This window comes from Bacillus sp. AFS041924 (assembly GCF_002577195.1).
In the GTDB taxonomy this organism is placed as follows: domain Bacteria; phylum Bacillota; class Bacilli; order Bacillales; family Bacillaceae_G; genus Gottfriedia.
Genome location: NZ_NULG01000032.1, coordinates 1 through 25,321, shown reverse-complemented (window position 1 = coordinate 25,321; position 25,321 = coordinate 1). Strand labels below are relative to the sequence as shown.

Sequence of the window (25,321 nt, the reverse complement as noted above, 5' to 3'; positions counted from 1 at the left end):
TCTCTCCCTTTAAATAGAATGTTTAAATGGATTTTTCCATTCCATGAGCGTTCCAAAATTGCATGATTCTTCGTCCTCTAAATAATTAGCTACTACCTTCACAGGAGTACGACCACATCGCAGTAAAAAGCTAATAACTGGATCTTTTAGTTCTCCTTTTACTACAGCGTTTAAGTATTGCTCAGGTGACAAATTTCTCGCCTCTTTATGATAGCCCGGCATCCTGCCACCCCCAAGCAATCTTTCTAAGCCCAAATGAACGACAACATCATACATTGAAAACATTAACCACTTGCCTAAACCTAATTTTCGGTATAAAGGTCTGACGCCAATATCAACAACATAAAGTGTATTCCCATTTGAATTGTGGTTACGAATATAACCGTTGTCAGTAACATCTTCCCATGAATGGTCTGGATGGCTAGGATCAAAATCAACAAGCAAACCAGTCATAGAACCAGCCACTTGACCATTAACTTCAATACAGATTGCTCCTTCAGGAAAAAGAGTTATATGATTTTTAAGCTGTTCTTCATTCCACCATAGTTCTGATGGGAATGGCGGAGGAAAGCTTTCCTGTTGAATACGGATTAAATCGGTAAAATCATTTTCATCATACTGACGGATTACCACTGGGACAGGTTTGTCCTTTTCGAAAACAAAAAATTCCTTTCGATACATGGGCTAAATCCTCTCTTCTATTTATGAATAAGTTAATCCTGATTACCAATCCGGATATAAATCTGTGCGTCGGTCACGCCATGTTGTAACAGAACCCTTTTCACGGACTTTATATAATAAATCTAAATTAAGATCAGCTGTCACAATCATATCCTGATTTAATTCGCCTTCTACAGAAATCCCTTTCGGAGGAAATGGAATGTCATTAGGAGTGATAACTACTGCTTGACCAAAATTTGCACGCATAAAATCAACGGTTGGAAGTGAACCGACCGTACCTGTATTGACAACATATACTTGATTTTCAATTGCTCTTGCATGACATGTATAACGAACTCGATGGAAACCGTGGCGATCATCTGTGCATGATGGACAGAAAATGACATCTGCTCCTTTTGCTTTTGCCATTCGAACGATCTCTGGGAATTCAATGTCATAACAAGTTAACATCGCAACTGTTCCTTTATTTGTCTCGAAAACCTCTAATCCGTCACCAGTGCTCATATTCCACTCATTGACCTCTGTCGGCGTAATATGAAGCTTCGCTTGCTCGCCAATACGCCCATCTGGATAGAACAAATGAGCAACATTATATAAGCGATCACCTTTTTTAATCACATGTGTTCCACCAATAATATGCATATTGTATTGTTTTGCCAACTTTAAAAATAAAGAACGATATTGTTCAGTAAAATTAGGTAAATCTTGAATCGTTAAGGCTTCACCTTTTTCATTGCCAATTGACATAAGCTGAGTTGTGAAAAATTCTGGAAAAATGATAAATTCCGCTTCAAATTCCTCTGCAGTTTTAATATAATGCTCTACTTGATTTTCAAACTCTTCAAAAGAGTTAATTGAGTGAAGATGATATTGAACGGCTGAAACTCTTAATTGCACAAAATCCCCCTCTTCCTATTTATTCTTTCTCTATTAATATTATTATTGAATAAATAGATAGAAGGAGCAAGTATATACTTTTTCATTTCATTGAATACAAAAATTTACTATGTACTATTTACTTAATAGTATTACATTATTTTCTTTGTCCAACGTAATAACAAGATCAGTCATACCAACAAATAATCCATTTTCTACCACACCAGGTATTAAATTAAGCTTTCTTTCTATTATTTCAGATTGAACGTTATTAGGTATACCGCAGTCAAAAATATAGTTTCCATTATCCGTAATAAACGGTATCGTTCCATTTAATCGAATTTCAGGGCATAAACCAATTGCATTAATCTGTTTCATCGTCATTTCCATTCCAAATGGAATTACTTCTACCGGAAGTCGGAACTTACCTAATCTCTCTACCATCTTATTTGGATCGGCAACTACTAAAAATGTCTTAGCTGCCTTCGCAATGATTTTCTCTCTTAAAAGTGCGCCTCCTCCTCCTTTAATTAAATCCAAGTCTGGATTAATTTCATCTGCACCATCTATCGCAATATCAATTTGCTCAATTTCACTAAAACTTGTCAGTTGGATTCCAACTTCTTTAGCAAGCTTTTCTGTCTGCACAGAAGTTGCAATACCCTTTATATTTAGTCCGTCTTTTACGAATTGCCCTAGCTTTTTTATCGTATAAAAAACGGTGGATCCCGTACCTAATCCAACGATCATACCATCTTTTACATACTCTACTGCCTTTTCTCCTACAATTTGTTTATCATTCATTTTGACACCTTCTCTTTAATCGTTTTACTTCTTAAAATAGTATAAGTCATATAAGAGAATTTCATTTTTGTATAAAAAAGAATAACAAATTATAAATAAGAAAAAACTAAAATAAAAAATACTTATATAAGGTGAATAACAGATGGATCTACCCAATTTTGTTCTGAAGTTTTGCGTCGTTTTAATGGTTTTCCCTGTAACTTTGGTTTGTTGTTATTTTGGTTATTTAGATAAAAACTACCAAATTGTGATTTTCGGTTTTGTACTGCTATTATTTTCAGCTTTTGGTAATTACATTATTTATACTAAGGGAAATAAAAGCAGTAACAGCGGTCAATAAGACCCTGTCTTTTTTAACTGCATTAATATTAAAACCGACCAAATTAACAATTCAATCTGGTCGGTTTTTCACAATTATTTTTTCACTTTAAAACCAATTATTAATTGGTGGAATGCTTTGAGGAAATTTAAATAGATTGTATCGATCATATTCTCGTTTCACAACTCTAAGACGATTTAAATTTGCACCATAATATGCTGTTGGCCAGTTTCTAATGAATCGATCAGGCCAATTCACATAGTCACCGGTAGTGTATCTTGATAAAGCATTTCTTAACTCTTCAACCCATCGAATATGACTTCTTTCTTCGTCAGGTGTGTTCCAATTGGAAAGATACTCTTGAGCAATAATGGCATCTCTGTAATAGTACGCCGTTTCATTTGGTCTAATCCGTTTGACTGCTCCCCCAAGAGATTGATGCCAAATGCTAGACGTTTCATTTGATGTATTTTCAAGAAAACTTTTCATGATTAAAATTGCTCTCTGTGGAAAAGTTCTATTAAGAAAAGATCCTGATCTCTTTTTGTAAGCTGGTATATTACCACTTGGCTCGTCAAAGAAGTGAACAGCTTCAATATAAGGAACTTCCCTTATATCTACTTTTATAGGTGAACCGGTTTCTGTTAGTGGTCGGAGCAGTTCTCTTAATTTCGATACCGGACCTACAAACTCACCTTGAGCAATTATTTTATTTACTTCTTTTGATTTAAGTTCAATTTCTGAAGTTAACTTGTTGTCCGTACTAATTGCCCAATTTTGCCACGCGTCAAAAGCAGCTTCAAAATCTTTCCACTCCCATATAATTGAAAAGATTGATACGTTTGAAATTGGATGCACTTTAAATTTTAGTGACGTTACGATGCCAAAATTCCCTCCACCACCGCCACGACAGGCCCAAAATAGATCACTATGTTGTTTCTTATTTGCCTTTATAATTTTAGCTTTTTCCTTGCCATTCGATACAGCTATTTCTACTTCAAGCAAATTATCACATGTAAGTCCATACAATCGTGACAGCATTCCAATGCCCCCACCAAGTGTAAGACCAACAAGACCAACACTACTTTCTGTTCCTGCTGGAATTGTCGTACCGTTTTCCCAAAGAATATTATAAACTTTACCTAAATCAGCGCCGGCTAGTATTTTAGCTGTCATTTTTTTGCAATCAACAGTAACCGTATTCATTTGGCTAACATCTATTACAAGCCCACCATTTACGAGTGAAAAATTTTCATAGCTATGTCTGCCGCTTCTGACTCTAAATGGCATATTATTTTCCTTCACCCAATTCAAAGCATTTAATACATCCCGATTATGCTGACAAAATACGATTATTTTAGGAAATTTTGGATTGTTTAAAGTATTGTTTGTTCTGGCCTGTTCATAATCCGCATCATCTGGTGTAACAATTCGGCCAGTAAGTCTTGTCTTTTCCAAGAAATATAACCCCTTCCATAAATACTGTAAAGAGAATGCTATATTCTATGAAAAAATCTGGGAAAAGACACTTCCCTAAGTGAATGCATTAATATGTGTACTAATTCTACTCATTTTCTCTTTTTTACAATCATTCGAAGTCCATTTTTTGGACGAAGTGTGATAAGCGGTTCTGCCTCAACCTGATGATGATTTGGTGCAAGTTCAATAACATAATTCTGAACGATAGTTGCTAAAACTAAGGTAGCTTCCATCATAGCGAAATGGTTTCCGATACAAACACGCGGCCCACCACCAAAAGGAAAATAAGCATGTTCAGGTACACCTTCTACCTTTCCATTCTTAAACCGCTCTGGAATGAATTCACCTGCATTTGAAAAATACTGTTCAGATCTTTGCAAGATATAAGAACTCATCATGACTGTTTCTCCTTTATGAATTCTGTAATCCCCAATCCTAACATCCTCTATTGCTTTTCTGCTAATAAGCCATGCAGGAGGAAATAGGCGAATACTTTCCAAAATAATTTGCTGGGTATAGATTAAATCTTTCATCGAATGAAAATCTGCTCGTCTGCTTCCAAGAACACGATCTACTTCTTCATATAATAATTTAGCTTTATCAGGATGTTGGGATAAAAGATACAAAGTCCATGATAATGCATTTGCTGTCGTTTCATGACCAGCAAGGAAAATCGTCATTGCTTCATCTCTTAATTGTTGATTAGTCATACCTTGTTTTGACTCTTCGTCCCTTGCTCGCATTAGTAGTCCAAGTAAATCATCCTTAGTATCCGAGTGATTTCTTTTTTCAATGATTTCAAATAGTACCTTATCAATCGCTTTAATAGCCCCGGTTAAGGATTTATTTTTTGGTGTGTTCAACGTAAGCGGCGCTTTTAATACAGATCGAATTCTCTTAGTTGCAAGATCCATAATAATATCGAAGTGCTTGCCTACCCGCTCATGCCCTTGTTTCATATCCATACTAAACATCGTTTTAGCAATAATTGCTAATGTAAGCTCCATCATATCTCTACTTATGAGACGTTCTTCCCCGTCCTTCCAGGGACGAATGAATTCTTCCGTGGTGTTGACCATATCCTCTGCATAAGATTGTATATGCAGCTTTGTAAACGATGGCTGAATTAAACGTCGCTGCCTCATATGTACTTCATCTTCACTTGTTAACAATCCCTCACCAAGCAAAGTTTTCATCTCTTGAAATGGCTTTGATTTATGAAAGGAATTCTGCTTCGTTACTAATACTTCTTTGATTAAATCCGGCTCTAACAGTAAATTTATTTTACGATGTGCAAACCGAAAAGAGACAATCGTATCATAATTTTTAGAAAGATCACTTAAAAAAAGCAGAGGATTTTTCCGAAACTCATTCAAGTGCCCTAAAGGTGAATAAGAACTTAGTCCTTTTACTTCAAGCATAACATTCACTCCATTCAAGATAGATTAGACATAGGATATTCTTATTATATTAAGAGGAGACGAATTCTCATACTTTATATATTTAAATATTCATATAATTAAAATTTTAAATTAAATCAATGTTTTGAAACAAAAAAAGAATGCCTTATAAGACATTCTCTTCAGAAATAATTATATAGTAGTATTTTGATCATTTTAATTTACGATGTAAATTTTTTTCACTAACTCTTTTGTAATGGTTAAAGCCTCATTTTTGCTATTCGCTGGTCCTGTAATCATCCAACCGTTTTCACTTGTCCAACCTTTATTCCCATTTTTGTCTTCTCTAAATTCTTCAATCGTCACTTTACTAAAATCTTTGTTAGCAAAAAGATTCCCGTAACTATCAATAATTGCTTTTCCATTTTTATAGTAAGCATATACCATTGTTCCCGTACCATATTGATCAAAAACTATCTCCAATTTACGATTTTTATTTTGATTGGAATAATTAGCACCGTTTACATCAATTAATCCTTTAAACGTTCTTTTTCCAAATAAAGATTGGTGAAGTCTACCCTTTATTTTTATCGTCACGGAATTTACCTGATCATGACCTGAACCCAATTGATATTCAACACCGTTTATTGATTCATTTACTTTCTTTGGAATAAAATGATAAACACCAAAGCCAATAGTAATTAGAAAGACAAGAACAAAGATTAGGACCTTTTTCAACATAATTACCTCCGAATCAAATCAGAACCGAATGGATATACCATATTTTACCATATTTTTCATGGTAATTAATAAAAAATTTACTGGCAATAAAAAAAACAGAAACAAGCCTATAAAAATCGACTGTTTCTGCTTTTCATCATTATTTCCCTTTATTACGTGTCATTACGTCAAATACAACCGCAAGAACAAGAACTGCTCCTCGAATGATGTATTGGTATGAAATATCAATACCCATTAAGTTCATTCCACTTGTTAATGAAGCCATTACGAATGCACCAATGATTGTACCTGTTACTTTACCTACACCACCTGCAGCAGAAACGCCACCTACATAAGCTGCAGCAATCGCGTCTAACTCAAACATTGTACCTGCCTGGGGAGAAGCTGATGCAAGTCGAGCTGTAAATAATACGCCTGATAATGCCGCAAGCATACTCATTGAACCAAATACGATGTAAGTGATTTTCTTTACGCTAATACCACTTAGCTGTGCAGCTTCAGGGTTCCCACCAACTGCATAGATGTGACGTCCTAATGGAGTTCTAGTTGAAATAAAGTGATAAACTGCTACAACAATAATCATGATGACAGCAGTCCAAGAAATACCTTGATAGCCTGCAAGAATATAGCAAATGTAACCAATGATACCAGAAATAAACAATAATTTTATGATTTGCATTGGCATTGAAAGAACTTCAAAACCATACTTTATGTTTACGCTTCTCTTTTTAAAGTCACTCCAGATAAAAAGAATGATAGAGATTGAACCAATTAATAGTGTTGATATGTGTAAGCCATTCAAATTTCCTAAACTAGGAATATAGCCATTTCCAATCGCCTTAAAGCTTTCGTTAGCAACAATGATCGTTCCAGTTTTAACAAGAGACATTAGTAGTAATCCCTTGAATATTAACATTCCTGCTAGTGAAACTACGAATGATGGAATTCCTAAATTAGCAACAAAGAATCCATTAATTAGACCAATAATAGCGCCAAATACTAGAACTGCAATGATTGAAATCCAGACTGGCAATCCGTGTGTTAGAAATAGAGCAACTACTGCTCCTAGAAAACCTGCAACAAACCCAACTGAAAGGTCAATATGTCGGATGACAATTACTAGTGTCATCCCTACGGCAAGAACTGCTACATAACCGGTCATATTGATTAAATCACTTAAGTTACGAGATGACATAAATAGTCCATCTGTATTTAACGTAAATACTAACATGATTACTGCAAGAGCAATATACATTCCATATTCACGTATGTTTTTCCTTAATAACATGCCTGCTTCTTGAAAAAAGTTCATTTTATTCAACCTCTCTTAAACGGTAGCTAGAGCCATAACGCTCTCTTGCGTTGCTTCTTCTCTTGATAATTCCCCGGTTATTTTACCTTCTGCCATAACATAAATTCGGTCGCTCATACCAAGGACTTCTGGTAGTTCAGAGGAAATCATGATAATGCTCATGCCTTGTTCAACCAGTAGATTCATAAAACTATAGATTTCAAATTTTGCACCTACGTCTATTCCACGTGTTGGTTCATCTAGTATCAGTACATTCGGATTCGTAAATAACCATTTACTCAATGATACTTTTTGCTGATTACCACCACTTAATTTTCCAACGATCGAAGTAATTGATGGGGCCTTAATGTTTAACTTATTTAAATAATTATTTGCAACGACAATTTCTTCATGTTGATTAATCACATTTGTTTTGGATATTTCGAATAAGTTCGTAATTGAAATATTGTTTTTAATATCTTGTTCGAGGATTAGACCATCACCTTTACGATCCTCCGTTACATAAGCTATACCAGCTTTTATCGCATCTTTTGGATGCTTAAAGCGCTTTGTTTCACCTTGTACGAATACGGAACCATCAAGTTTAAAATTTGTAGGATTACCAAAAATACTTTTCGCTAATTCTGTACGGCCAGATCCCATTAAACCAGCAATCCCGATAATTTCTCCTTTTCGAACATTTAAATTAATTTGATGTAAAATCTTACGACCTAATCTTGGATCATACACATTCCAGTCTTTTAATTCTAATGAAACATCACCAAACTTTTGGTTTGGACGCTTCGGATAAATATCGTCAATTTCACGACCTACCATATGTTTGATAATTGTGTTTTCGGTGATTTCTTCCTTATTTAAAGAACAAATTGTTTTTCCGTCGCGAAGTACAGTAACAGTATCTGCAACAGCAATTACTTCTTTAAGTTTATGCGAAATCATAATACAAGAAATTCCTTGATTCTTTAGCTCTTCCATCAAGAAAAGTAGGTTTTCACTATCATCTTCATTTAAAGCAGCCGTAGGCTCATCGAGAATAAGCAATTTAACATCTTTACTAAGTGCTTTTGCTATCTCAACCAGTTGCTGCTTACCAACGCCCAACTCTTTAATTTGTACTTCTGGATTTACATCTAGTTTTACTTTTTTTAGCATTTCGATTGCTTTTACAATCGTTTCATTGAAATCAACCGTCATTCCCTTTTTAATTTCATGTCCGATAAAAATATTTTCGTAAACGGACAGTTCAGGAAAAAGAGATAATTCCTGATAAATGATTCCAATCCCCTTTTTTTCACTATCACTTATTTTTGAAAACTTTTGAACTTCGTCTCCAAAAACAATATCACCTGTATATGTTCCAAATGGATAAATACCACTTAATACTTTCATTAAAGTCGATTTTCCAGCACCATTTTCACCAACTAAGCAATGGATTTCACCTTTTCTAACCTTGAAGTTAACATCGCTTAATGCCTTAACACCTGGAAACTCTTTTGAGATATTTCTCATCTCTAAAATAAATTCACTCATATGATCCGTCTCCCGAATTTGCCATCTACTTGAGTCATTGATTAAATTGAATAATTAACAAAATAGTGACGGATAAACCATCACTATTTTGCAAATTCATTTCTTCTATATAATTACTTCAATCCAGTGAAGTCAGAAGCGCTATAGTATCCAGAATCAACTAAGTCTTTCTTCACTGTGCTTTGATCAACAACAATAATGTCTGTTTGTTTTGTTTTGATATCAGCTTTACCGTTGTTTGTAACGCCTATAGCATCAGGTGTTTCATTTTTTAAGATTGAAGTTGCAGTAGAGATTGCATCTTTAACTAATGTACGGACATCTTTGAAAACAGTCATAGATTGTTTTCCATCAATAATGTACTGAACTGAAGCTTTTTCAGCATCCTGACCAGAAATAACATATGAAGTTACATCTTTGTCTGCTTTAAATGTATCAGCGATTGAACGAGCAGTTCCATCATTTGGAGCAAGAACTAATACATCACCTTTGTCAGCTTTAGAAGCTTTTGTTAAGTTAGATGAAGTTAAGTTTTTAGCTACGTTGAAATCCCAGTTAGTTGTAACTTGACCGATAATTTTCGCTTGCTCATCACGAGTTAAATCAACTTTAGCTTTTAAGCTATTTGCAGCTTGTGAATTTTCAACTTTAAAAGTACCATCAGCAATTTTTGGTTGTAGAACTTTCCAAGCACCTTCAAAGAATAAGAATGCATTGTTATCAGATGCAGCACCAGCGTATAGGTATAAAGGTTGACCTGATTTACCTGAAGCATGGTCTACAAGATATTGTGCTTGCGCAGCACCTACAGCAACACTATCAAATGATACATAGTAATCTACTGCGTCAGTACCTGTAATTAAACGATCGTAAGAAATAACTTTAACACCAGCAGCTTTTGCAGCATCAGCTGAAGCTGCAGCAGCAGCGCCGTCTTGAGGACAAATAATTAAAACTTTGATGCCTTTTGCGATTAAAGAATCAACGTTTGCTTTTTCTTTAGCAGAGTCACCTTGTGAGAATAAAATTTCAACAGAGTAATCTGTGTCTTTTAAAGCGTTTTTAAAACGAGTTTCATCTTGCGTCCAACGTGGCTCATCTTTTGTAGGTAAAACGATACCGATATCCACTTTACCATCTTTACTTTTCTTACCAACAGAAGTGCTTTCACTTGATGTAGATGAAGATCCACATCCAGCTGCAAGAAGAGTCATTACTAAAATTACTGAAATAATTGCAAAAATTCTTGATAACTTTTTCAAAATGTTTCCCCCTTTTTTTCTGGTTACGTTTACATTAATAAGGTTATCACGGTTCCAATTGGAAACGCTTACCCATTTCCTTCACTCTTTTGTCTATTACCTGCACTAATTTACCTCACGAAAGAAAACGGTTACATTCAGAATATTAAAACTAGCATTTTTTTAACTTTGGGACATATTAATGCAGTTAATTTCTTTTTCAAACTAAAAAAGAGTCAAACTGAAAACTTAATAAATGTATAAACAAATTAAAAATTAATTCGTAAATACGATTATTAAGTATGTCGTTAGACCCTTTCATCATTAACTATTCAATTAAAGTAAGTGAACTTTTTAATCCCAAAGCTAGTAAAAAATCGATTATTTCAAATTCTAGCATTCAATAAATCTTCTATATTAAATAGTCATTAAAACTTTCTTCCTATATTCCTTAGGAGACTCATTTGTACATTTTTTAAACACTCGACTAAAATAGTTCGGATCATTATAGCCAACTTGGTAACAAATTTCTTTTAAATTCAATTCTCTATTTTCCATTAATTGTTTTGCTTTTTTAATTCTCAAATTCATTAAATAATCACTGAAAGTCTCACCTGTTTGCTTTTTAAATAATTTACTAAAATAAACAGGATTTAACTTTAAATAGTTAGCCACTTGCTCAAGTGAGATGTCCTCTATGAAGTGATGAGCAATGTATTCCCTAGCTAACACCATCATGTGATTCATTTTAATTTCTTTTTCTCGATCAATTTTTGTAATTAAATTAATGATTTGTTGCTCTACAATCTTCTTCAATTGATTGAGGTCATCTATGTCTGGAATATGGAATTTTTCAACTTCAATCGATGAGTTACGGAGAGATTGAAAAATTTGATTTAATAGTGCATTTAATTCCGTTCTAACTTGTGTAACATGATAATTAGTGAACCTTTCATATAGATGATTGAACTGGTTCATAACTTCTTCCAAATCAGCTTTTCTAAAAGAATCGATTAGAATTTGTTTTTCTTCATCTGAAATACTCAATGAAAAATTAGCTGAGAAAAGTTTAACGCGTGTCAATTCATCACATTCCAAGCCTGCTTGCATTGCCTCATTATATGATTGTCTTAAACCTTCAAATTCTTGCTTTAAAGATCCAATACCTATCACCGTTTTATAACCAGTTTGATTTTCAATATATTCAATGGTTTTTAAAGCCTCTTGATATATTTCAAGATCGTCTTCTCGGTTAGGCTGTACTGGAATAAAAATGACTAATTGGCCATCTACTACAGGGCTAATTAAACAATCTCTTGAAGATTTTATAAAATGCCTAACACATTCATAAATTCTTCTTTGTTCCTTGTCATTTTGAATAATTTCTTTCGGTAATTTGATGACACTGGCATACCCTAACTTAATCTCAAAACCAAGAATGCCAGACAATTGAGTCATGTTTAGTTCTTGTACAGTATTAAACATTAGCATTAATGTGTATTCATTTTCAGTTAGAGGTCGAATTAGTGATAAATTTTCAATAGCCTCTAATTCTTGTGATCTCTTTTTATGATCATCCTCAATTTCATCAATCATTTTTTGTAGTAAAGAAATGATATGATCCTTTTTAGCAGGCTTTAAAATATAATCCTTTACACCTAATGAGATCGCCTCTTGTGCATATGTAAAGTAATCGTATGCAGTAACAATGAATATCTTTGTATCAGGTAGTTTTTGCTTTATAACAGAAACGGCTTCTAGCCCTTGAATACCTGGCATTTTTATATCCATAAAGATAATATGAGGCTGGTATTCTATTGATTTTTCAATAGCAATTCGTCCATTTTCAGCTTGTTCAAATTGAAATTGATTAGGCATTGATCGATTAATCATCAATTCAAGACCCTCACGCTCTAATGGTTCATCATCCACAATTAATAAACGGTACATAATAACCTCCTTCAATTATAAAATTATGATAAGACAGGTAGTTTCAATATAATGGTTGTCCCTTTAGCTATTTCACTTTTAATATCAACAATATCTTCTTCTCCATAATAAATGCGCCAACGTTTAAAGACATTTGTTGTACCTAATCCAGTAGAGCTTTTTTGAGAGATAATCGGCGTAGACGATGTTAAAAGAGCCTCTCTCGTCTCTTCTTTCATACCAGCACCATTGTCATAAATTTCAATGTAAATATACTTTTCACTGTTCTTTATCGTAATCCCTATGACAGCACCTTGCTCCATCCCCTCAATCCCATGTATAAATGCGTTTTCAAGAAGTGGCTGCAATGTTAAGCAAGGAACTTTATGCCCTAAACAAGATTCTTCTATATTTAATTCAAAGCGTACACGATCTCTAAACCTTGCTTTTTGAATTGAAAAATATTCTTCAGCATTTCTTACTTCTTCCAAAAGACTTACAGGCTCGTCTAATTTTCGTAAATTATAGCGCAACAAATTCGAGGTCGATACAGTCAGATCACTCGTTTGTTCAGCTCCTTCAATGTATGCTAACTTAGAAATAACATTTAAAGTGTTGAATAAGAAATGCGGGTTTATCTGACTTTGTAAAGCTTTTAGTTCAAGCTCCTTCACAAGTCGATCCTTCTCTACGATTTCTATATTTTTAGTCATTAGATTACTTAAATTCTTAGACATTTCATTTAGGATTTTACCAAGAATACCGATTTCATTATTCCGATACAATGTAGGTGGATCTACATTAAAATTCCCTTTACCAATTTGCTTCGCCATATAAACTAATCGATTGATTGGAATGACGATGCTTCTTGATAACCAAATTGCAAAAACAATACTAATGATTGTCGTAATAACAAATAATTGCACACCTAATTGGTTCATTGACTGAGTATTGGCAATAATCTTTCGAAAAATAGGCTGATAGTTACTAAGCTCTAAATCAACTAGATTCTGACTATCCTCTCTAATAAATCCTGATATTTTCTCTATATCACGATATTCCTCTGTATAACTTGAAAAATTCTGAGAAACGAGATTATCTGTAATTGATGTTTCTAACTCGATAAAAGAGTCAATCATATGGGTAAAATTTTCTAACACAAGTTGATTATTTTTAGTGGCATTATGTGTTAACAATTCCTTTTTTAATTTTTGCAGATTGCTCTTATGCTGTATAATTGATCGATAGTTTTTTGGCTGAGGATTGATAATGTAACTACTAACCAAACTTAAATTCTCTTGGGTTTCAAAAGAGATTTGTTTATATAAAAATATTTTATTTATCATTAAATTATAACTTTCTTGAACTTTCTTTCCATTTTCAAAAATAAAAAATGAAACTAGATTCAATAAAATAACTAGAATAGGAATAAAAATAAATAACTTTGTCCTAATTTTCAACGTTTCTCCTCCTGATCAACGTTTCTTTCGTCACCACCTCGGTTGGTGTAAAATTTTCTTTCTTGATGGCTTTACCGTGTAACCAATCAATTAATAGGCCGACAGATTGATAGCCCATTTCATATGGCTTCTGAATAACAGTCGCTGTAATCGCATCGTCTTCAACTGCTTGAAGAGTACCTTCAATATTATCAAATCCAAATATCTCAACATGATTTAGCTTTAAATTTTTTGATGCATTCAAGATTCCAATAGCATCTAAAGCACTTGTACCAACCATAACTGAAATATCTTTATTATTACGTAACATACTCTCAGTTTGGAGTTTCGCTTGAATAATTGAAATGTTAGAGGACTCAATATCCTTTACAACTAATTTTGGATGCTCTTTAACAACACTTAAAAAGCCATTTAATCTAGCCTGCTGACTTTCTGATTTTTCACTTCCAATAATTACTCCAATTTTCCCTACACCATTCGTTTCCTCTACAACTACTCTGCCTAATTGCTCTCCTGCGTTAAAATTATTTGTCCCAACATAAGCAATACGCTTACTTTTTGACGCATCTGTATCAATCGTAATAACAGGAATATGCTGTGAAACCGCTTTATTTATTACAGGCGAAAAAGAATTCTCATCTAGACTTTGTACGATAATCCCATCTACCTGAGAAGCAATTGCCTTTTCTAATAACTTAATTTGCTCTTCTGGACTTGTACGTAAAGGACCAATATATTCAACATTTACCCCATATTTTTCTGCAGCAACATCTGCACCTTCTTGTACTTTCCTCCAATAAGGATTATCAAACTCTTGTGAAATAAGAACAAAATGAAGTTTTTTCTCAGGTTCTACTTCTCGATTCTGTAATTTTTGAACTGAATTTTCAATATTTCTAGCATTTATTTCAAAATGAATAAGTACATAAACAAACAATAAAAAAAGTAAACTTAAAATAATCGACCATTTCTTCTCTTCCATGTCGTCCCCCAGTCCTATATTAAAATAGTACATTTTGATTATACAGTTTACAAGACTAATAGACTTTACAATTTTTTCCCATACATTATCGATCGATTGATGAATGGTTTTCACATTAACTATATGTTAATTTGTCACTCCAAGCCACTTCTATTTAGCTTAATCGTTATATTAAGATTTTTTTTAAGAAAACACGCCGATTGACGAAGAGGTGTAGGTTTTGTTCATAAAGCACTGAATTTCGTACATAAAATGTCTGAGGCTGTCCCAAAAGCCCTATTTGATTAAAAAATCATCAAATTAAAAAAGTAAGAATGCTGTTAAATCAACATTCTTACTTTTTGTTTTTCAAATTTCAAGGCTGAAGTCTTCCTTTTGGGACAGCCTCTTTGTTAGAATATTAATGGTTGTTACACTAATATGAGCTACTTTCACTGCTAATTAATCCACTTTCGTTGATAATTAAGCCACTTTAAGTGTTATTTAAGCCACTTTCACAGTTTTTTATGCGGTGTTCACAAATCGTTCGTGTTTTATCAATTTTCAATATCAAAAATAACAAAATGCAAAGAATTTTTGTGAGGTTTTACATGCTTTGTTTATAATCCAGATTATCAAAAGATAGGTGAAATTTACATTCGATCAACATTTAAAATGTGTACCTTTAGATGTGGCTTAATATTCATTTTAGGATAGTCATCTTCCCAATTTAAATTTTTCCAAATTTTTGGGTGAAACGCCTTAATCTTTTCGCCTACTCCAACCAAATCACAATTTGCTTTTTGCATGGTTTGAATGGTTTCTAATGCTTTTTTGTCTAATTGATCCCCTAGTACTTTTTCGATTTTATTCACATATTTTGCATCAAGTTGGTGATATGCTTTACCTAAATCGAATGCGTAAATGTCGATGTTAACATTGATTTTCACCTTTGGTGGTTTTTTTGACTGTGGGATCACACGAATACTTGAAGTGCCTTTTTTTACTGAAAAGCTATAACTACGATAAGCGTTCTTTTCATCGCTAACTTTCTCTAATTTACCACTATATCGTTGTCTTCCTCCTTCATTACCATTTAGTAACATCACCATTCGTAATTGTTCTTTATTGAGTTCTACATCTATATTTTTCCCGTGGCTAAATAATAGCGCTCCATCTAATTTTGTCCCTTTCTCATTTTGTTTCACAACAGGAATCGCAAAGTTTGCTAATTCGTCTTCTTTTGATTGTAAGAATTGCATCATCGTCACGCTAGGAATGATGCTATTCTTATCTAATGCCATATTAAAGGAATAAAAATTTTCAGTGAACTTTCCATTTTGTTTTGGAGCCGTCTTTAAAAATGTTCCTAGGTCCCCCTTGAATACCACAACCGGTGTGTTAATCGACGAATACGGTGCATGTAGTAAAAAATTAAGTTGCGAAATTGGATCGTGTTTCATAAACGATTCACTCATTAAATAAATTCCTGTGCTGATTCCTAAAAAAGGCGCTTGATCGATATATTCTCCTTGACTAATGGCATCAACAACATTGCGTCCTTTTAATTCAACCGTCTCAGAAACTGGTTCACCTGAACCTGGACCCGTACTTTTTAGGTTCGTGATGACATAATCTAATTCGGCTTCACGATTCATTTCATTCCAATCGAGTCCTGCGATGTCGACAAATTGTAATTTTCTTAACGGTAAGCGATCCCAACAACCAGTTAGAAGTGGCAACAACAACAGTAAAATGGCAACTTTTCTCATCCTTTTGCCACCTTTCCACGAAGAATCGAACCAAGCAAAAGAGCTGTTGGTAGCACAACGATCATGATGAAAGAAATAACATTATGAACATCAGTATAACGAATAATTCGTTGTCTATCAGCGCAAAAGCAAGCAATGACAAAAGCAAAAACGGCAATCAACCAAACCAATAATGAATGACGATTGATTTCATTTTTTCGCATACTTGCGACATACCGTGCAGACAAAAATAAGTACAAATAGACGGTTGCCGTTGTGACAGATAACCAAATCGTTATGAAGACGATATCTAAACTTTGCACGACAGGCCATCTGAATTTACGTAAAATGAACACCATTGGTTCTGTAATGGTATCCAATTGTGTTTCGCTAAAATTATAAGTGACGATGATGGTTACCAATACATAAAAGAATGTCGTAATTCCGTTTGCTAAAGACATTGCAAATAATATCTCAATCTTTTTTTTACACTGTACAAATGGAAAAACGTATAGAAGTAATTCGAATCCAGTATACGCCCAAAATGTTGGAATCGAGTCCTTTAAGACCGCTCCGATTCCATGTGTGCCAATCGGTAACAAATGAAGCCAACTCCCTTTACCCATGCCACTTATGATGATAATTACCGCACAAATAACAAACAATGTGAGAACGGATTGTGAGACGGTCGAAATACTTCTTAAAGAAGATGATGCGGTATAGGCTGCCATCAGAAACGAAAAACCGACAAGTACAATCCAAGGTGTTTCATACAGCACCCACCGATGAAGGATATCTGCATAAGAAATCACAACAATGATACAATTCTGTGCGCAAAAAAGGGCAAGCAAAAAGTTTAACACGACACCAATTGGTCTTCCAACAATCTGATAGAGATACTGCTGAAATGTTAATGTAGGATAACGCTTACCAAGTCGATAAATCACTAGTATAACTAATTGCGAGAACGCACCTCCAACCAAAACAGACATCCACGCATCATGACCTGTATGGCGAGATTCGGCGTACGGTATAGACAAGACATGTGCACCAATTTGTGTTGTAATCACAAGGCATATAAGTTGGTTAAGTGAAATCTTTTTCAGATGAATCATCGTCAACTACCCCTTTGGATTATGTAGTCTCGTCAAATCTTTTGCGACACTTTCGATTGAACGTTTTTTTAGACGTTTAATCGGTGCTCGAAATAGGGTATCTTTTATCGCATCTTTGGTAAACCATGCATAAAAATAAGGAATACCAATCGTGTGAATCCGGGCTAAATGTGTTAATAACATAAAGAAGCTAATTTCTAACCCAACCAATCCAAACATAGACGCCATCACTAAGAAGGGATAAGTGATGATTCGTGCGACATTACTCATTTCGTATGAAGGAATAATAAAGGAAGATACACCCGTGAGCGCAGTTACAACGACCATCATATTTGAAATCAGATTCGTTTGAACAACGACTGTACCAATGACAATTCCACCAACTACGCCAATCGTTTGACCAATTGGACTTGGTAATCGAATGGCTGATTCGCGTAAGACTTCGAGCGTAACAAGCATGATTAACGCTTCTAAAATCGGAGGTAAAGCAACCAATTGCATTGAATTTTTAAGTGTCAAGGCAATTTCAAATGGAATAATTCGTGGATCAAATGTTACGAGCGCTACATACAATCCTGGTAATGAAATGGCAAAGATGAAACAAGCAATTCGAAGGAAACGAAACATACTACCTACAATCCAGCCGACTTGATAGTCATCAGGTGTTTGGAAAAAGGACCAAAACGAGACCGGAAGTATAACACATTCCGGTGACCCATCTGTTAAAATGGCAATTTTCCCATCCATTAGATAAGATCGGATTCGGTCAGTACGTTCAGAGATTAGAAATTTTGGGAAAAGAGAAAATTTATCATCCGTTATTAATTCCTCAACAAAACCAGGTGACTCGACATAATCGATATCGATACTTGCGATTTTTTTCTCCAATTCCATTAAGACGACTTCGTTCGCTAATGAATGCAGGTATAAAACGGCCACTTTTGAATTTGAACGACGCCCTATTGCGTAACTCTTTACGATAAGATCTGGTGTTTCCACTAGTTTTCGTAACATGTTTAGATTTGTGTCGAGATTTTCATTTAGTGCTTTATGAGAACCACGTAAAACACGTTCATTTAGTGGAATTGAAACAGTACGATCAGTTGTTTGTTCAGTATCTAATAGATAACAGGTGGTTTCTCCATTTTTTTGAACAACTGTTTTTCCTGCGACCAGTGCTTTTGATACTTCTGATAACCATTCAGTTTCTTGATAATCTAGAATGGTAACCGCTTCACGAATACTCGTGTAATGGTTTTGAAGCAACGGGCGGATGATGTGATCTTGCACTAGGGTCTTATCAATCATTGAATTCAAATAATAGAGACGGTACCATTGTTCACCAACTCGAACATCACTCGTTTTAAAATCGGAGGTATGACATAAAATCTCTCTGATTTTTTTTTCGTTTAAATCAAGAAACGATTCAGTTTTCATGAAGAACCTCCTACTCAAAAGTTATGTTTATTTTTCCAATTCTTTTGTTTTCCTTACTTAGTAATTAATGTTAATTTTGGATAAAAATACCACAACTACTTCGATTAGTATTGGATGTTTAAAAGGAAAAAGAATAATTTCACTAAGTTATATCATTTCAGATCTAATTAATTGGTATACTGTTAGAGAATTAATACAATTTGATATAGGAGTTCAATCTAACCAAAATGAATTTACCGTATGGAGTATCAGGGGGATATTACATGCCTGGAGAAGATCCAGATCCACCCTCAATTGATAAATCAAAATTTTATGCTAAATGTAAAGAAATCGCTTCATTAAAACAGATAAAATATGAGATATTAAGTGATTTAGAAACAGATTATAAAAATTTTTATGCAGTAAAATTTTTCTTTCTACCAAAACCTGTTTATGCAGTAATAAATAGTGCACATCCATTTGTTGCTTTTTGTCTTGCTGATGAATACGGTGAATTTGGAAACTCTTTTCCATTGGAATTTATCGACTTTGAAGAACTGGAAATAGAGTTTACTGGTTATACAATAATGAAAGTAAGTGACTTAAACAAACAATTTTTTCTTGAAGATCATGAGGAATTACGAAATATACGAACAATTAAAAAACAAGTTGAATACTGGAACCCAATCACAATTGGGGATGTAATATTTAATTATTGGGATTAAGAATTAAATATTTTAGTACAAAGATAAATAAAATATGAAAACTCTTATTAAACTAAAGAATTAAAGTCAGATTCCTTTCCAGTTGGAATCTGACTTTATTATTTGAAGCACTATATATTACTGAAACTGGCTAAATAGAATTATATTTATATTTCCGAACGAAAAGTTTTACCTAATTTATTTCCGAGACCGAAATAATGACGGAAATTGTATATGAGTGGACTCCATTTATTTGGATCAACATGATTTTCTTCAATGATGATTTCATTATGAGCGTGTACATGTAAAACCTGTGTCTCAACAATTGCAAAATCAGGTGAATGTTCAGGTATACGGATGTGTTTTACCATTGCCTCAATTTGAATTGGGCATTCCCTAATTCGTGTAGGTTTTACGGTTAGTGACTCTGTAGCGGTTAATTTACTGATATTGTATTTTTCTTTTCCATATGTAAATCCAATATTTTTCTTAGAATCCGGAACGGGATTTTTTCCTGTATAAGGGGCTAAAAATTCAACATTCTCCCATAATAAAGGGCTCGGTATATTGATTACACATTCAGGGTGGCGCTGTAAATTTTCAATAGCTTTCCCGCCAAGTCCAATTCCTAAAATTATGCAATCTCCTAAAGCCCATGATGAAGACATAGGGCTAATGTTAACTGTCCCATCCTCATTCAATGTATTTAGTAAAATCACTGGTGTTCCGTAATATAGAATTTTAGGTTTAATCAACTTAGTATTTGTAGAATGACTCATTTTTTCCTCCTCTTATGTGTTTCTATATGTATTGTAGAATATAAATATTTCAATTATCATCGAAATATGGATTACATAATGGGAGGGGAATGAGAATGAATGCAAATCCTAATGTAGCAGTGGTTGCTACGCTTGTAAGTGAAGCTTCACGTGCAGCAATCTTAACTGTCCTTTTAGATGGTAGATTCCATCCCGCTAGTGAACTAGCATATATGGCTGGAATAAAACCTCAAACGGCTAGTTTCCATTTAGCAAAAATGGTCGATGCAAAATTAGTTAGCGTAGAAAAACAAGGTAGACATCGTTACTACGGTATTTTAAATCAGGAAGTTGCTCAAATAATGGAGACATTATTATCAATAGCTCCTCCAATTAAAATTAAGTCTTTAAAACAAGCTTCAGAAAATACAGCAATACGTTTTGCTAGAACATGTTATGATCATCCTGCTGGTAAGTTTGGGGTACTATTAACTGATTCTTTAATTAATTTGGGAGTTATAAACGAAGAAAAGCAAGGATTTATTGTTACGGAAAAAGGAGAGAAATTCTTTACTGATTTTCAAATTGATCTTGAAAATCTTAAGAAAAAGCGTCGATCATTTTCACACAAATGTTTAGATTGGAGTGAAAGACGTTACCACATTGGTGGCGCATTAGGAAATGCCCTTCTAGAAAGATTTTTAGCATTAAATTGGATTCAACGTATGCCAAAGACAAGAGCTATAAAAATAACTTTGGAAGGGAAAAAAGGATTTAAAGAAATATTTTCTTTTGATATTTAATATAACTACTTAAAAATTAACAGAACCTTTAATGTAAAAAGGCACGGACTTTGAGGGTCAGTGCCTTTCTTCAAAACTAGTTTAACTACGTTCTAAAATAAAATCTACATACCAATCTCTGTCCCTTTTAATACTTTCTTACTCTTCTCACGTAATCCTAGCCATAATAATAGACTCAGTACTAATAATACTCCTTCTAAGGAAACGATATAATAAGGATAATCTCCTAAATAATTTAAAACACTTTTTGTTTCAGGTTTTCCTCCTAAAAACATATAATTCCCATCAGTCTTTTTATTAATAAATATAATAAATGGCATTAGTATATTTAAAAATATAAATACCTTTCCAATTGAAGACAGTGTCGGTCTATACCCTCTTACCCATGTAAAATAGAAAGGTACTAATATAATTAAGCTATGAGTGCTAAAGAAATGTATAAATCTAAAATGAGGAAATCCAAAAAATAAATAGGGTGTTAAAATTGCTTGCATCGCCCCTAAAATACCAGTAAACAGCACAATCTCATACACTAGCTTTTTTCTTGTTAACAACAATATAATCACTAAATATAAGCTTATACTACATAACTGTAATGGTAATGAGTCACTAACCCTCCATATATCATTTTTTACCATCCATATGTTATACAAAACATCGGCACAAACCAAAAATCCAGCAATCACAAACTCTGCTTTTCTTAAATTTAATTCTTTTAATTTATTTCTCACTAAAAAGAGACCTATTATACAGATAACTAATATGCCTATTACGATTAAATGACTTATACCAAACGCCTCAAAACGGATCCCTTTGCTACTCCCACCAAAAAAATTCATAATATCCCCCCTACTTCTGTTTATTTTTTATTCTAATAACTTTCAATCCTATACCAGATATACATTTCATTTCTATATTATTATTTATTTGTTCTCCAATAAATACTTCCTTCCTTTTTTCTTTTAACATTGTTAATCCTGCTCTCGAAAAATGCACCAGTTTTTATGTCACCGCACCGTCTAATTTTGTAAGAGTTCGTATAAAACCAAAACAAAAAGGTTCACTCTCATAGAGGAACCTTCAGTGTGTAGACAAAGTCCAAAAAATTTGATTTTCAGACTNNAGTTACCCAAAACGGTAATGAGCACCGCTTTAGCAGGCGAAGCAACGAAGAAAGCGAGCGTTTGGCGGGCAGTCTGAAGGTTCACTCTCATAGAGGAACCTTCAAAATTATTATCCAGTATTATGTTGGAGATGGAAATCTAGCAGCTTCAAAATGAGTACTAGCTTGGCCATCTGTATTTACTGCAATAAAGCCAGCAGCGCTACTTTGGGCAAAAACCTCAACTTTATCCAAAGCTCTAAGTTTCAGGATCGTTGAAACATTTACAACATTACCAAAGTTTATTGGACCAAAGAAATCGTTATCGATCGCGACGGCAGGTCTTCCATTCACACGAATTTCGATTCGAGCTCTATAACTAACATTATCATTAGGAGAAAAAGAAATCGTTGCAGAAATCAAATAGACGCCATTCTTATTTGGTCTAAATGTTGAAAGTAAAGGATTATATTCGTTTGCTAAATCAAATTGTTTAAGGTGATAATTTACTTTTACAAAAGTGTTTACAGGAACAGTTTGATTTGCATTATTGACAGCTCTAAAGGCTGAAGCGATATTGATATTCTCTTTATTCTCTTCATTTGAATCGTTCATTTTTTGGGGTTTTGGTGGCAAATTTTTTCACTTCACTCTCTTATAAACTTCTATATTATATAGAGACAAGCTTTAAGTGATTGTATGCATGTCCACAAATGAAATTATTTATGTAAAATTCTCGTCAATTCAAAAAGACCTCTACGGAATCTTCCATAGAGATCTTAAAAAACATTTAGTTATCTTTTTGCCCCAGTAAAACGTCTATTTAAAAACTTTGCAAATAGTCTAGCAAATAAATTAAATAGAAGAATCATGACGATTAGAACTGCAGCAGATTTTGTTGCGATCGCTTGTGCATCTGGAACAATACCTTCTGAATTTAGCTTCCAAATATGAACTGTTAAGGTTTCTGCTGGTCTAAAAATATTAAATGGATTCATTGGTGTATCTAATGGAGCAGCATTATTTAAAATAGGCGTTGTTAGCCCAGCTGTATAGATTAATGCCGCTGCCTCACCAAAAATTCTTCCAGCTGCTAAAATGATTCCCGTAATTAATTGTGGAAAAGCAGATGGAATACTAATTTTAGTAATTGTTTGCCATTTTGTAGCACCTAATCCAAGACTACCTTCTTTGCTAGTTTTAGGAACATTTAATAATGCTGTTTCACATACCCGTGTTAAACCTGGTAAATTTAAGATTGAAATCGCAAGTGCACCACCAATTAAAGTGTATCCCCATCCAGTCATTGTTACAAATACTAATAAACCGAATAAACCTACTACAATTGAAGGTAATGAAGCTAATGTTTCAATACATAATCTTAGGAAGTTTAAGAAACGACCTGGTTTTGCATATTCTGCCATATAGATCCCTGCGCCTACACCAATTGGAACTGAAATAATTAATGTTAAAACTAAGATATAAAAGGAGTTAAAAAGTTGTGGCCCGATTCCTCCACCTGCTTGAGTATTGCTAGGCTTTCCGAACAAGAAATTAAAGTCCCAGAATCCCCAACCTTTAAAAAGAATTTCACCTAGTAAAAATAATAATAATAGTACGACTAAACCTGCTATTAGACAAAGAATTCCTGTCCAAACCTTATCCATTTTTCTTGCAATCATGCTTTTGCTCCTCCTTTTCTTCCTATTAAACGAATGATCAGAATAAAGAGGAATGAAATTAGAAGTAAGATCATTGCTAACGTCCATAACGTGTTGTTCCAGGCTGTACCATTTAATGTATTTGCCATATCCATTGTTAAAATCCCTGTTAATGTTGCTGTTGGGTCAAAAATACCATTAGGGAACTTAACTGTATTTCCGATTACCATTTGTACTGCTAATGCTTCACCAAAAGCACGTGCTAGACCTAAAACAATTGCTGTTAATATATTCGTTTTTGCAGCAGGTATAATCGCTAACTTAATCGCCTGCCATCTTGTAGAACCAAGTCCGTATGATGCTTCTAAATATGTTCTCGGAACAGCTCGAACAGCATCAGACGCTATACTTGATATTGTAGGTAAAATCATAACGCTAAGCACAATAATACCAGCAATTAAACTAAAACCTACTCCGCCAAATGTATTTCGAATAAGAGGAACTAATATTGTAACACCTAGAAATCCATAAACGACTGATGGAATACCAACTAGAATTTCTAAAACTGGAATTAATACTTTTTCACCAAACTTAGGTGAAATAAAATTCATGAAAATTGCTAGTGCAATTGCAATTGGCGCAGCAATCATAACAGCACCAACAGACACAAGAATTGATCCAACGATAAAAATTAAAGCGCCATATGTTGGATTAGATGCATTATTTGGACTCCAATTTTTTGAAAATAACATTTCACTTAACGATATATGATTTACTGTAAATGATTGTATTCCTTTACTAACAATAAATCCTATTATTGAAATTGTAATAGCAATCATCAAGAAACCACATAAAGTGACAAGACTTCTTCCAAGGTATTCAATTAGAAAAAAGTTTCTTTTTTTGAAATTCATGATAAACCCCTATCATCCATTAATAAAGTAGTTTAAGAGTTGGTATAAAACCAACTCTCAGTGTATAAACAAAGTCCCAAAAATTTGANNTTTGATTTTCAGACTGATTATTTTTTTATTCTAGTCCTGCCATTTTTGAAGCTGGGATATAGCCCATTTCAACTAATTTATTAGCAAACTCGTCTCCACTAATGAACTCGATATATTCTTTTACAGGAGATTTTGCGTCACCTTTTGTAATCATGTACTCATATGAATAGAATGGGTATGCACCTGCAACGATATTGTCTGTTGAAGATTCTTTTCCGTCAATTTTAACTGTTTTTAATGCATCCTTTTTATCGCCAATTAAATAGGAGTTAGC

Annotated in this window: 22 protein-coding genes and 1 pseudogene; 2 read left to right on the top strand and 21 right to left on the bottom strand. The window is 33.8% G+C overall.

Annotation, left to right across the window (positions count from 1 at the left end; genetic code table 11):
* Nucleotides 1-9 precede the first annotated feature (9 nt).
* The 15 genes from COC46_RS11250 to COC46_RS11175 form a co-directional block, all read right to left on the bottom strand.
* Nucleotides 10-681, bottom strand: coding sequence for a GNAT family N-acetyltransferase (locus tag COC46_RS11250; protein ID WP_098809808.1), 672 nt, complete (start codon nt 679-681; stop codon nt 10-12).
* 42 nt (nt 682-723) lie between these two features.
* Nucleotides 724-1,578, bottom strand: coding sequence for a carbon-nitrogen hydrolase family protein (locus COC46_RS11245; RefSeq protein ID WP_098809807.1), 855 nt, complete (start codon nt 1,576-1,578; stop codon nt 724-726).
* A 114-nt stretch (nt 1,579-1,692) separates the two neighbouring features.
* Nucleotides 1,693-2,361: a ribose-5-phosphate isomerase RpiA gene (rpiA, locus tag COC46_RS11240; protein WP_098809806.1), complete on the bottom strand. Its 669-nt coding sequence runs from the start codon at nt 2,359-2,361 to the stop codon at nt 1,693-1,695.
* Nucleotides 2,362-2,788: 427 nt separating this feature from the next.
* Entirely contained in the window at nt 2,789-4,138 is a 1,350-nt protein-coding gene (locus COC46_RS11230; protein ID WP_098809804.1) for an FAD-binding oxidoreductase, read from the bottom strand.
* A gap of 110 nt (nt 4,139-4,248) precedes the next feature.
* Nucleotides 4,249-5,580: a cytochrome P450 gene (locus COC46_RS11225; RefSeq protein ID WP_098809803.1), complete on the bottom strand. Its 1,332-nt coding sequence runs from the start codon at nt 5,578-5,580 to the stop codon at nt 4,249-4,251.
* A gap of 195 nt (nt 5,581-5,775) precedes the next feature.
* Nucleotides 5,776-6,300, bottom strand: coding sequence for a hypothetical protein (locus tag COC46_RS11220; RefSeq protein ID WP_098809802.1), 525 nt, complete (start codon nt 6,298-6,300; stop codon nt 5,776-5,778).
* A 139-nt stretch (nt 6,301-6,439) separates the two neighbouring features.
* Entirely contained in the window at nt 6,440-7,612 is a 1,173-nt protein-coding gene (locus COC46_RS11215) for a sugar ABC transporter permease (RefSeq protein WP_098809801.1), read from the bottom strand.
* Between the two features lie 15 nt (nt 7,613-7,627).
* Nucleotides 7,628-9,142, bottom strand: coding sequence for an ATP-binding cassette domain-containing protein (locus tag COC46_RS11210; protein ID WP_098809800.1), 1,515 nt, complete (start codon nt 9,140-9,142; stop codon nt 7,628-7,630).
* Nucleotides 9,143-9,255: 113 nt separating this feature from the next.
* Nucleotides 9,256-10,404, bottom strand: a complete 1,149-nt coding sequence (locus COC46_RS11205) for a sugar ABC transporter substrate-binding protein (protein ID WP_255294875.1) — start codon at nt 10,402-10,404, stop codon at nt 9,256-9,258.
* Between the two features lie 396 nt (nt 10,405-10,800).
* Complete coding sequence (locus COC46_RS11200) at nt 10,801-12,333, bottom strand: response regulator (protein ID WP_098809799.1); 1,533 nt, start codon at nt 12,331-12,333, stop codon at nt 10,801-10,803.
* 23 nt (nt 12,334-12,356) lie between these two features.
* Complete coding sequence (locus tag COC46_RS11195) at nt 12,357-13,772, bottom strand: sensor histidine kinase (RefSeq protein ID WP_098809798.1); 1,416 nt, start codon at nt 13,770-13,772, stop codon at nt 12,357-12,359.
* On the bottom strand, nt 13,762-14,754 hold the full coding sequence (locus COC46_RS11190) for a sugar-binding protein (RefSeq protein WP_098809797.1): 993 nt from the start codon (nt 14,752-14,754) through the stop codon (nt 13,762-13,764). Before COC46_RS11190 ends, COC46_RS11195 begins: the two co-directional genes overlap by 11 nt.
* Before the next feature lie 632 nt (nt 14,755-15,386).
* Entirely contained in the window at nt 15,387-16,505 is a 1,119-nt protein-coding gene (locus COC46_RS11185) for a Ger(x)C family spore germination protein (RefSeq protein ID WP_098809796.1), read from the bottom strand.
* The gene (locus COC46_RS11180) at nt 16,502-17,599 is read right to left on the bottom strand and encodes a GerAB/ArcD/ProY family transporter (RefSeq protein WP_098809795.1); all 1,098 of its coding nucleotides are present in this window, start codon (nt 17,597-17,599) and stop codon (nt 16,502-16,504) included. Before COC46_RS11180 ends, COC46_RS11185 begins: the two co-directional genes overlap by 4 nt.
* A gap of 6 nt (nt 17,600-17,605) precedes the next feature.
* On the bottom strand, nt 17,606-19,036 hold the full coding sequence (locus COC46_RS11175; protein WP_098809794.1) for a spore germination protein: 1,431 nt from the start codon (nt 19,034-19,036) through the stop codon (nt 17,606-17,608).
* Nucleotides 19,037-19,299: 263 nt separating this feature from the next.
* Here COC46_RS11175 and COC46_RS11170 point away from each other — a divergent pair, with 263 nt between their 5' ends.
* Complete coding sequence (locus tag COC46_RS11170; RefSeq protein ID WP_098809793.1) at nt 19,300-19,740, top strand: hypothetical protein; 441 nt, start codon at nt 19,300-19,302, stop codon at nt 19,738-19,740.
* A gap of 146 nt (nt 19,741-19,886) precedes the next feature.
* Here the strand turns inward: COC46_RS11170 and COC46_RS11165 are convergent, their stop codons facing one another.
* On the bottom strand, nt 19,887-20,498 hold the full coding sequence (locus COC46_RS11165) for a flavin reductase family protein (RefSeq protein ID WP_098809792.1): 612 nt from the start codon (nt 20,496-20,498) through the stop codon (nt 19,887-19,889).
* Nucleotides 20,499-20,593: 95 nt separating this feature from the next.
* Here COC46_RS11165 and COC46_RS11160 point away from each other — a divergent pair, with 95 nt between their 5' ends.
* Nucleotides 20,594-21,280: an ArsR/SmtB family transcription factor gene (locus COC46_RS11160; protein WP_098809791.1), complete on the top strand. Its 687-nt coding sequence runs from the start codon at nt 20,594-20,596 to the stop codon at nt 21,278-21,280.
* 104 nt (nt 21,281-21,384) lie between these two features.
* Here the strand turns inward: COC46_RS11160 and COC46_RS11155 are convergent, their stop codons facing one another.
* The 5 genes and pseudogenes from COC46_RS11155 to COC46_RS22185 form a co-directional block, all read right to left on the bottom strand.
* Nucleotides 21,385-22,119 carry a YwaF family protein gene (locus COC46_RS11155; protein ID WP_098809790.1) on the bottom strand — a complete coding sequence of 245 codons (735 nt, stop codon included), beginning with the start codon at nt 22,117-22,119 and terminating at the stop codon, nt 21,385-21,387.
* Nucleotides 22,120-22,523: 404 nt separating this feature from the next.
* Nucleotides 22,524-22,997, bottom strand: coding sequence for an ABC transporter permease (locus tag COC46_RS11145; protein ID WP_255294876.1), 474 nt, complete (start codon nt 22,995-22,997; stop codon nt 22,524-22,526).
* A gap of 179 nt (nt 22,998-23,176) precedes the next feature.
* Nucleotides 23,177-24,064: a phosphate ABC transporter permease PstA gene (gene pstA, locus COC46_RS11140; RefSeq protein WP_098809787.1), complete on the bottom strand. Its 888-nt coding sequence runs from the start codon at nt 24,062-24,064 to the stop codon at nt 23,177-23,179.
* Entirely contained in the window at nt 24,061-24,957 is an 897-nt protein-coding gene (gene pstC, locus COC46_RS11135; protein WP_098809786.1) for a phosphate ABC transporter permease subunit PstC, read from the bottom strand. Before pstC ends, pstA begins: the two co-directional genes overlap by 4 nt.
* Nucleotides 24,958-25,072: 115 nt before the next feature.
* Nucleotides 25,073-25,321, bottom strand: a pseudogene (locus COC46_RS22185) (phosphate-binding protein); the annotation flags it as partial.